Here is a 9,570-nt window from a genome sequence, read left to right on the forward strand (position 1 = left end):
CCCGTCAGACGAGTGTCACGGTGAGCCGCTCGTACGTGGGGATGACCACGCGGCGGCTGTAGCGTCGCTCGACGATCCGCCAGGGACGGCCGACGCCGGCCAGAGTCTCCAGCGTCCGGCCGATCTCCGCCTGGGCGATCGCGGAGCCGAGGCAGCGGTGCCGTCCGGCGCCGAACCACAGCTCCCGGTTGGCCGGCTCCGGTGGCCGGCCGAGCCGGAAGCCTCCGGTGAGGCTGTTGGCGGTGTAGTTGAGCAGGGTGATGCGTTCTCCGGCCCGGAGCGTGCGGCCGGCGAGGCGGACGTCGCCGCGTACGGTTCTGCCGATGACGGGAGCGGGGGCCGTCACGCGCAGTCCTTCGCGGACTGCGTCGGGGACGAGTTCGGGTGAGGCGAGCAGGCGGTGCTGGTCGCCGGTGTCGTGCAGCAGGGCGACGGTGCGGGTGATGGCGCTGGCCGCCGTCTCGGTCGCGGCGACCCCGACGAGGGCGGCCATCCCAGCGGTCTGGTGGGCGTCCAGGCCGGCTTCGCGGCAGCGGCCGACGAGGTGCTCGGTGGAGCCTGTGCGCCATTCGTTCTCGACGTGTCCGGTGAGGCGGGCGACGACGCGGCGGCCCCGGGCGACGGTCTCGTCGGTGAGGCCGGCACCGCCGGCGGCCTCCAGGGAGATGGCTGCGAGTTCACGGGCGGTGGCGAAGACCTTCTCGTATGCGGCGTCGTCGGTGCCGGACACGGGGACCCGCAGCAGCTCGGTGACGATGCGGCCGACGAGCGTGCGGCCCAGGGCGGCGACGTCGACGGGGCGGCCGGAGGCGAGGTGGATGCGGGTCTCGGCGAGCCTGGCTCCGATGACGCGGTCCACCAGGGCGCGGGCGGTCGTCTCGCCGAAGAGGTCGCGGGTGGCGGTGCGCAGGGCACGGTGTCCTTCGCCGTCGAAGAGGTCGTCGACCCAGTCGCCGAGGAGCTGGGCCCACAGCCGGCCGACGCCGCCGCGGTCCAGGACGGTGAAGTGCTCGGGGTCGGTGAGGACGGACCGCGCCGTCGCCGCGTCGGCGGTCACCCAGCCGATGCGCGGGATGTGCTTGAGGGGGCGGGCCATTCGGCCGGCGTGCAGCAGCAGGGGCAGTGCGGGACGGCTGGCTGCCAGCACGCGCAGTTCGTGGAATTCGGCGCGGTTCATGGTGATCCATCTCGTCGTTGCGCGGTGCGGCGGACACGGCGAAGGGCCTGCCGGGCCTCCTCCGGGGCCCGGGGGAAGGTCGCGTGGAGGAGGTCCGGCAGGAGATCGGGCCCCCGGGTCCGGGGCGGCCTGGCGGTACGGGGAGGTCGGACGGCACGGCCGGAGCGGGCGGCCGGTGGAGGCCGGGTGGGCCGGGCGCGGCGGCCCGGGTGCGGTGGGGTGCGGACGGGCGCGGCGGCGGTGCGGCCGGGCGGCGCGGGCGGCACGGGCGGCCCGGGCGGTACGGGGGCGCGTGGACGGGCCCCAGGGGCCGGTGCGGGTGCCCGGCCCCGGGACGTGCCGCGCGGGCGCCGCCCCGGGGTGGGTGTGCGGCCGGGTTCAGCCGGTCTGCGGCGGGAAGAGCGCGGCCATGCCGTCGATGGACTCCGGTCCGTACCCGACCGAACCGACCGGGATCCGGGACTTGGTGGCCTCGATGACCTTGGCCGTCCACACCGGCCCGAAGCCACCGCACAGCTCGATGAGCTGAATGCCCTCGTCCACCAGCGCGGCCGCGACCTCGGGCCCCTGCGCCGGGTCGGCCATACCGACGATCACGGCACGGAACCCGTCCCGCTCGATCACCGTGCGGTCGCGGTCCGGGTCGAGCCCGCGTCCGGTGAAGAGGAACCCGAATGCGTCGAGTGCCATGGTGTCAATTCCTTTCGGGAAGCGGTCGCAGCAGGGCCACGACCTCGTCTGCCACTTCGGTCAGGGTGAGGCTGCCCAGTGCGCCGGCGCTCTCCAACTGTGCGCCGCACCACTTCTCCACGCCGGCGACGAGGACGGAGCTGGTCATGGAGTCGATACCGAAGGCGCTCAGCGGCACCTCCTCGTCGAGGTCCGAGGGCTCCATCTCCAGCAGTTCGCCCAGCAGTTGCTTCAGCCGCTCGGCCACGGCCTCCCGGGTGAAAGCCCCCTGCGCGGTGCTCTGGACGGCGCTCACGCGGCACCGCCCGTGCGCCGGCTGGACCACTGGGCCAGGGGCTGGAGGCGGCCGGACGTCACCTGCTCGGCGCACGCCCGCCGGCGGATCTTGCCACTGGTGGTGCGGGGCACCTTGTTGCGTGGCACGGCGTAGACGCTGACCGCGGTGGGCAGGACCTTCGCCACGGCGATACCGGCCGCCCGTACGGCGACGGCCAGAACCTCCGGGTCGCGCTCGATGGTCTCCACGACCACCGCCACGCCCTTGTCGTCCTCGCTCAACGGCCAGGCGGCGGCCCGCTGCTGGGCGAAGGCGGGGTGCGCGTCCAGCGCGACGGCCTCGGCGTCCTGCGGGAAGTAGTTCTCGCCGCCGATGATCAGTACGTCCTTGATCCGGCCGGTGATGAACAGCTCGCCGCCGTCGAGGAACCCGAGGTCGCCGGTGCGTACGTAGGTCCGGCCGGACTCTTCACCGTCCGTACCGGCGAGGCGGGCGGCGAAGATGTCCGCCGACTCCTCCTCGCGGCGCCAGTAGCCGCCGCAGTTGCCCGGGGAGTCCACCCAGATCTCGCCGACGACCCGGTCGGCCAGCGGCCGGTGCGTCTGCGGGTCCACGATGGCGACGCGCACGTCGTCCACCACCGTCCCGCAGCCGACGAGCTCGATGCCCTCGTCCGCGACGGTGGTCACCACCGCCTTGCCCTCGGCCAGCGCCTCGCGGTCGTAGAGGCCCACGACGGTCGGGACCAGCGAGGGCGTCAGGCTCACCGCGAGAGTGCACTCGGCGAGGCCGAAGCCGGGCGAGAAGACCTCCTCGCGGAAGAAGCTCGGCCGGAACGCCTCGGCGAACCGGCGCTGGGTGGCGGCGCGCACGGGCTCGGAGCCGTTGACGGCGACCCGCCAGGTCGACAGATCGATCGCGGCGCGCTCCTGCGCCGGTATCCGGTTGACGCAGATGTCGTACGCGAAGTCGGGCGCGGCGGTGAAGACGTCCTCCTCGGCGGAGATGGCGCGCAGCCACACCCGGGGGTCGCGCACGAAGGTGGCCGGTTCCATGGTGACGGTGGTGGCACCGGACACCAGCGGCAGGACGACCGCCGTGCACAGGCCCATGTCGTGGAAGAACGGCAGCCAGCTGACGATGGTGGTGGTGGGCTCCACCTCGCAGCGGTCGCGCATGGCGGCCTGGTTCGCCACCAGGTTGCCGTGGCCGACGACGACACCGCGCGGGTCGCCGGTGGATCCGGAGGTGTACTGGAGGAGCGCGGTGGCCGCCGGGTCGAGCGCCAGCGGGTCGGGCAGGGCGGCGGTGTCACCCGGCTCGCCCTCCGGGCGGCGCACGGCGACCCACTCCACGCCGGGCGCCAGATCGTCGCCGGCGTCCTCGGCGTCCTGCTGGGTGGAGACGAGCACCGCGCACGGCGTGCAGTCGCCGCAGATCGCGGAGAGCCGCTCGGCGCGGGAGGTGGTGCCGGTCCGGGCCGCGGCGCGGAAGGCGGGCACCGGTACGGCGATCATGCCGGCGTACAGGCAGCCCAGGAAGCCGATGTGGAAGTCGAGCCCCGGCAGGGCGGGGACGATCACCCGGTCGCCGGGGCGGCCGGTCCGGCGCAGCGCGGCGGCGAGTGCGCGGGCGTGCCGGTCGAGTTCGACGGGGGTCAGGGTCTCGATCACCTCGCCGGCCGCGTCCAGGGCGGTGACCAGGGCGCGGTCGGCGTCCGGGCCCTGGGTGCGGGCGATGAGGGCTTCGACGATGGTGCGGGCATCCCGGCCGGTGTGCGCCTCGGCCGGCGCGCGGGTGGCGGTCGCCTCGGTGGGCGTGTTCACTGCTGGGGTTCTCCTCATTCGGCGGTGCCTTGGGATGCAAGGGCGGTGGTGGTGCCGGCGCCCGGCGCGGCGGCTGCCGGCCCGGTGGCGCAGGCCGGTGCGGGGAAGGCCCCGGCGGGGGTGGCGGTCGGGTAGCGGCCGGTCAGGCAGGCGGTGCAGTAGCCGGAGCGGTCGCCCCCGGCGGCTTCGAGCAACCGGTCCAGCGAAAGGAACGCCACGCTGTCGCAGTCCAGTTGCCCGGCCAGCTCCGTCATCGACAGCCGGGCGGCGAGCAGCTCCTCGGGGCGCCCGGTGTCGATGCCGTAGAAGCAGGGCCAGCGGTACGGCGGTGAGGCGACGCGCAGGTGGACCTCCAGCGCCCCGGCGTCGCGGAGCATCCGCGCCACGGTGCGCATGGTGGTGCCGCGGACCAGCGAGTCGTCCACCAGGACCACCCGGCGGCCGGCGACCGCCGCCGGGACGGGGCTGAGCTTGCGCCGTACGGCGTGGTGGCGGGCCTCCTGGTCGCGGGCGATGAAGCTGCGCCCGCCCTGGCCGGGCCGCAACAGCCCCTGGACGACGGTCAGTCCGGCGCGCTCGGCGTACCCGTCGGCCGCGACGCGCGCGGTCTCCGGGGTGGCCACGACCACCGGCCGCGGCGAGCCGTCCACCGGAGCGTGGTCCGCGAGCGCCTGGCCGGCCCGGAAGCGCGCCTGGTAGACGCTGCGCCCGGACAGGTGGGAGTCGGCGCGGGCGAAGTACACGTACTCGAAGAGGCAGGCGGCGGTCTTGGCGTCGGGCACCTCGAGCCGGCTGCTCGCCGTGCCCTGCGGGCCGATCGACAGCACCTCGCCGGGCTCCAGTTCCCGCACCACGTCGCCGCCGACGGCGGTGATCGCGGCGGTCTCCGAGGCCAGCAGCCAGGTGTCGCCCCGCCGGCCCACCGCGAGCGGCCGGAAGCCGTGCGGGTCGCGGACGCCGTACAGCCGGTGCCCGTCGGACACCACCAGGGCGTAGGCGCCCTTCAGCCCGGGGAGCACCGCGTGGAGCGCGGCCACGGTGTCGAGGCCCTTCTCCACGCGGGCGGCCAGCAGCAGGCGGGTCAGCAGCTCGCTGTCGGTGAACCACTGGCCCAGGCCGACGGCGTCCGCCCCCGGCGCGGTGTGCGGGTCGACGAGCGTGCCGTTGTGGGCGAGGGCCAGCGGCGGCCGGTCGAGCACGACCGGCTGCGCCCCGGCCAGCGCGTCGCGCGTGCCGTGGGTGGCGTACCGGACGTGGCCGACCGCCACCGGGCCGAGGGGCAGCCCCTCCAGGTCCGGCAGGGCCTCCGCGACGGTCCCGGCGCCGTGCCGGGCGACCAGGGCGTCCCCGATGCCGACGGCGATGCCCGCGCTCTCCTGCCCGCGGTGCTGGAGCGCGACGAGCATCTCCCGTACCACGGCGGCGTGGTGGCCCGCGGGGCCCCAGACGCCCGCGACACCGCAGGCTTCCCTGGGCTTGTCCGCGTCCATATGGTCGCCGTTCACGACGTGTCCCCGCCCGCGTCGAGCCAGTCGGTGAAGGCGTCCAGATCCGGCAGGATGACCGTCGAGCAGGAGAGCACCGCCAGGTTCTGGCGCATGTCGGTGATCGAGACGACCGTGCGCCCGGCGCGGTGGGCCGACAGCATCTCGGCCGCGGTGCCCATGCTGGCCTCGTGGCCCGGCAGCCACGCCACGCACACGTCGCTGGCGGCGGCCAGCTCGGTGAGCCGGTGGAACAGCCCGGTCAGCTCGCGCAGTTCGGGGGCGAGCCGGTCGTGGTGCAGCACCGCGCGGTCCGCGAGCGCCGCGTGTGCGGGGCGGGCGCCGGGGTGGGCGGCCAGCCACTCGGCCATCACCACGCCCGGGTCGTTGACGACGGCTCCGGGCCGGCGGGCCAGCAGGGCCGCGGTCAGCCGCTCGCGGTAGGTCTGGTCGACGAGGTCCGATCCGGTGCGGGCGCCCTGCATGGTGCCCGCGAGGAAGTAGGAACGGGTCGGCGGGGGCGCGCCCGGCGCTTCGAGGGCGCTCACTCGTCCTCCAGGGAGTACGGGGCCAGGTCGAGCCCGGCGGGGGCGGCGGCGCGGTGGATGGCCGCCGCCTCCAGCAGGAAGGCGACCACGTCGTCGGTGGAGGCCGCGACGGCGTCCGCGACGACCTCCAGGTCGCGCTGGAAGCGGGCGTCGCCGTGGGTGGCGACGGCACCCTGGTTGTCCTTCGTCAGCATCAGGCCGCTGTCCTCGGCGACGCCCGCGGGGCGTCCCGCCAGCGGGAGGATCAACTCGGCCATCCCGCGGGTGACCGGGTGCAGGACCCGGATGGAGACGCTGTGCTGCTCAGGGTGGACCAGCAGCCGCCGTACGAAGTCGGCCGCCGGCGGCACCGTGTCGAGCCGGGACTCGGGGCGCAGCAGGAAGGACCGGGAGGCCGTGTTGTGGCCGCGGCTCGGGCTGTACCGCAGGTAGTCGAGGCGGATGGAGTCGTCGGCCAGGTTCCAGGTGGCCCGCACCCGGCTCGGCGCGGGGGTGCCGTCCGCCTTCACACGGAAGGGGTAGGCGTCGACCGTCGTCCGTACGCTGCCGTCGACGGCCGCGCCCCGGTCGAGCCGCAGCGGTTCGCCGTGCAGCAGGTAGGGGTCGAGGATGACCAGGCCGTCCGGCGTGCGGTAGACGGCGGCCACATGGCGGCCGTCGATCAGGTACTCGGTGGTGATGCCGGAGCGCTCCATGACCATGCGTCCGGCCGTGAAGGACTGCCAGGCGCAGGACAGACCGAAGCGCGGCGGGGCGGCCTTGGTGCCGAAGTACTCGTGGAACTGGGAGGCGCTGTTGTAGGGGACGCCCACGAGGACCTCGTCGAGGACCTCCTTCTGCACGTCGCTCAGCAGCGCCGCACCGACGGTGTTCACTTGCGACCTCCCTGGAGGAGCCCGGCCGCCTGCTGGAGGAGCGAGGGCCGCCGTGCGTACGTGGTGTCCTGGCCACCCAGCACCGCCAGGTGGTCGCGCAGGATGCGCAGATACGTGGTGAGTTCGAACTGGGTGAGGTTGCGCCGGGAGTCGAGGAAGTTGATGCCGCCGGTGATGTCCACGCTCCGGCTGCGCTTCAGCTCGTCGAACCGGCGGGCCGCCTCGGGGTCCCGCCTCCGTGCCGCCAGATATCCGGCGATCACGCGCGACTGGAGTTCCACCGTGGGGAAATGACCTCCCGTACCGTCGGTCATACCGGCGATGAACAGGTCGTCGTAGCGCGGCGAGAAGGCCAGGAGGTAGAAGTCCGGACGCTCCTTGACCCAGTCGAGGTGTTCCTCGCCGACGAACGGAATGTGAATCCGGAAACCGGTGGCGAGAATGACGGTGTCGTATTCCTCCGAGGTCCCGTCGGAGAATTCGACGAACTTCCCGTCGAAACGCACGGGCGCCTTGCGGACCTTCACCCTGCCGTGCGCGCAGTAGTACGGCAGCAGCGAGTTGACGATCGGCGGCGATTCCAGCGGCTCGTGGTCGGGCTTCGGCAGCCCGAACTGCTCCGGGCGCCCGATGCTCAGCTTGAGCATGGTGCGGTACACCGCGCGCGCCACCGGGGGAGGCAGGCGCAGGTGCTGGCTCGACTCGGAGACCTGGTCCGCAGGCTTCCCGAAGATGAACTTGGGGAAGAAGTGGTAGCCGCGACGCATGCTGATGGCGACATGGTCCGCGACCCCGGCGGCCTCGACGGCGATGTCGCAACCGGAGTTGCCGGCGCCGACGACCAGCACGCGCTTGCCGGTGAGCGCCGCCGCGTTGGTGTAGTCGCGGCTGTGCAGGAGTTCCCCGTCGAACTTCCCGGAGAAGGCGGGGAGATAGGGGTGCCAGTTGTGCCCGTTGGCGATGATCAGCGCGCTGTGCTCGTGCTCCTCGCCGTCGCCGGTAGTGACCCGCCAGCCGTCGGTGAGCCGCTCGACGCCGGTGACGTCGGAGTTGAACCGGATCAGCTTCAGCAGGTCGAACCGCTCCGCGTACTGGCGGAGGTACCCGAGCACCTGATCGTGGCGCGGATACGCCGGGAGCGCCCGGTCCATCGGGAGGTCCGCGTACCCGGTCACCTCCCGGGACGTGATGGTGTGCGTGTTCTGGTACACCGAGCTTCGTGCGTTGCCGATGTCCCAGATGCCACCGACACCGGAGTGGGACTCGTAGGCCACGCAGGAAATGCCGAGATCGGTGAGGCTTTTCAGTGAAGCCAGACCGGAAGGTCCTGCTCCGATCACTGCGACCGGACGCGAATCGTTCTGTGGTTCTGCCATGTGCGTCAATTCCCCCGTTGATTTCATGACCTACGCCACGCACACCGTGCGACGTCGGATGCATGAAGCGTGCCGCACGGCTCCGGCCCGACTCCAGTGACTTTCAAGGACTTTGAAGCGAGGGGCGAATGACCGGCAGAAGCTTGACTTCCCGGCGCCGGCCTCCGCCTAATGGCTACCTCCAGGCTTCCGCGAAGAGTGAATTGCATCACTTTTCCTCTTCCGATTGAACCTGCTGAAGAACTCTCGCGTTAGGAGTGCCAGTGGCACGCGTCGTGGTCGACGTCATGCTCAAGCCGGAGATCCTCGACCCCCAGGGCCAGGCGGTGCAGCGCGCACTGCCCCGTCTGGGCTTCGAGGGCATCGCCGACGTCCGTCAGGGGAAGCGCTTCGAGCTGGATGTGGAGGGGCCGGTGGATGACGCCGCCCTTGCCCGTATCCATGAGATGGCCGAGTCGTTCCTCGCCAACACCGTCATCGAGGACTTCACCGTGAGGGTCGAGTCGTGACCGCTCGGATCGGGGTCGTGACCTTTCCGGGGACGCTGGACGACCGGGACGCTCTGCGTGCGGTCCGGCTGGCGGGCGCGGAGCCGGTGTCGCTGTGGCACCGGGACAAGGACCTGAAGCAGGTCGACGCTGTCGTGCTGCCGGGTGGCTTCTCCTACGGGGACTATCTGCGGGCCGGCGCGATCTCCAGGTTCTCGCCGGTGATGGAGACGGTCATCGCGCAGGCGCGGTCCGGGATGCCGGTCCTGGGGATCTGCAACGGTTTCCAGGTGCTGACCGAGTCGCACCTGCTGCCGGGGGCGATGCTGCGCAACAACCATCTGCACTTCGTCTGCCGTGACCAGAAGCTGCGGGTGGAGAACGCGCAGACCGCCTGGACCTCGGACTACGCCCGGGGGCAGGAGATCGAGGTCCCGCTCAAGAACATGGACGGCCGGTACGTGGCCGACGAGCGGACGCTGGATGAGCTGGAGGCGGAGGGCCGGGTGGCGTTTCGCTACCTGGACGTCAACCCCAACGGCTCGCTGCGGGACATCGCGGGCATCACCAACGCCGCGGGCAATGTCGTCGGTCTGATGCCGCACCCCGAGCACGCGGTCGAACCGCTGGTCGGTACGGGGAAGACGGACGGCCAGGGTTTCTTCACGTCGATTCTCAAGAAGCTGGTCAACGCCTGATGACTCTCGATACCGTCAAGCACGCGAGCGAGACGCCCGACAGCGAGCAGCCCTGGAAGGAGCTCGGCCTCAAGGAGGACGAGTACGCCCGGATCCGGGAGATCCTCGGCCGCCGCCCGACCGGCGCCGAG

Annotated in this window: 10 protein-coding genes; 2 read left to right on the forward strand and 8 right to left on the reverse strand. The window is 72.5% G+C overall.

Annotated elements, in window-relative coordinates:
- Nucleotides 1-4 precede the first annotated feature (4 nt).
- From AAT21_RS07420 to AAT21_RS07455, 8 genes are all read right to left on the reverse strand, one after another.
- Nucleotides 5-1,177 carry a cytochrome P450 gene (locus AAT21_RS07420; RefSeq protein ID WP_046775946.1) on the reverse strand — a complete coding sequence of 391 codons (1,173 nt, stop codon included), beginning with the start codon at nt 1,175-1,177 and terminating at the stop codon, nt 5-7.
- Nucleotides 1,178-1,555: 378 nt separating this feature from the next.
- On the reverse strand, nt 1,556-1,867 hold the full coding sequence (locus AAT21_RS07425; RefSeq protein ID WP_046775947.1) for a DUF6506 family protein: 312 nt from the start codon (nt 1,865-1,867) through the stop codon (nt 1,556-1,558).
- Between the two features lie 4 nt (nt 1,868-1,871).
- Nucleotides 1,872-2,162 carry an acyl carrier protein gene (locus AAT21_RS07430; protein ID WP_157879645.1) on the reverse strand — a complete coding sequence of 97 codons (291 nt, stop codon included), beginning with the start codon at nt 2,160-2,162 and terminating at the stop codon, nt 1,872-1,874.
- A complete protein-coding gene (locus tag AAT21_RS07435; protein ID WP_052757685.1) occupies nt 2,159-3,970 on the reverse strand; it encodes a fatty acyl-AMP ligase in 1,812 nt (603 codons plus the stop codon). The genes AAT21_RS07430 and AAT21_RS07435 overlap by 4 nt, the downstream gene beginning before the upstream one ends.
- 14 nt (nt 3,971-3,984) lie before the next feature.
- On the reverse strand, nt 3,985-5,475 hold the full coding sequence (purF, locus tag AAT21_RS07440) for an amidophosphoribosyltransferase (protein ID WP_157879646.1): 1,491 nt from the start codon (nt 5,473-5,475) through the stop codon (nt 3,985-3,987).
- Nucleotides 5,472-6,002 (reverse strand): hypothetical protein, encoded by a 531-nt coding sequence (locus AAT21_RS07445; RefSeq protein WP_046775949.1) that lies wholly within the window; start codon nt 6,000-6,002, stop codon nt 5,472-5,474. The genes purF and AAT21_RS07445 overlap by 4 nt, the downstream gene beginning before the upstream one ends.
- The gene (locus AAT21_RS07450; protein ID WP_046775950.1) at nt 5,999-6,877 is read right to left on the reverse strand and encodes a hypothetical protein; all 879 of its coding nucleotides are present in this window, start codon (nt 6,875-6,877) and stop codon (nt 5,999-6,001) included. The genes AAT21_RS07445 and AAT21_RS07450 overlap by 4 nt, the downstream gene beginning before the upstream one ends.
- On the reverse strand, nt 6,874-8,280 hold the full coding sequence (locus AAT21_RS07455; protein WP_079025498.1) for a flavin-containing monooxygenase: 1,407 nt from the start codon (nt 8,278-8,280) through the stop codon (nt 6,874-6,876). Before AAT21_RS07455 ends, AAT21_RS07450 begins: the two co-directional genes overlap by 4 nt.
- Before the next feature lie 236 nt (nt 8,281-8,516).
- Between AAT21_RS07455 and purS the strand changes: the two genes are divergently transcribed.
- Together purS and purQ are read left to right on the forward strand one after the other, a co-directional pair.
- Nucleotides 8,517-8,762 carry a phosphoribosylformylglycinamidine synthase subunit PurS gene (purS, locus tag AAT21_RS07460; protein WP_046775952.1) on the forward strand — a complete coding sequence of 82 codons (246 nt, stop codon included), beginning with the start codon at nt 8,517-8,519 and terminating at the stop codon, nt 8,760-8,762.
- Nucleotides 8,759-9,439, forward strand: coding sequence for a phosphoribosylformylglycinamidine synthase subunit PurQ (gene purQ / locus AAT21_RS07465; protein WP_046775953.1), 681 nt, complete (start codon nt 8,759-8,761; stop codon nt 9,437-9,439). Before purS ends, purQ begins: the two co-directional genes overlap by 4 nt.
- Nucleotides 9,440-9,570: the final 131 nt, after the last annotated feature.

Source organism: Streptomyces yangpuensis, from assembly GCF_001005295.1.
Lineage (GTDB): Bacteria > Actinomycetota > Actinomycetes > Streptomycetales > Streptomycetaceae > Streptomyces > Streptomyces yangpuensis.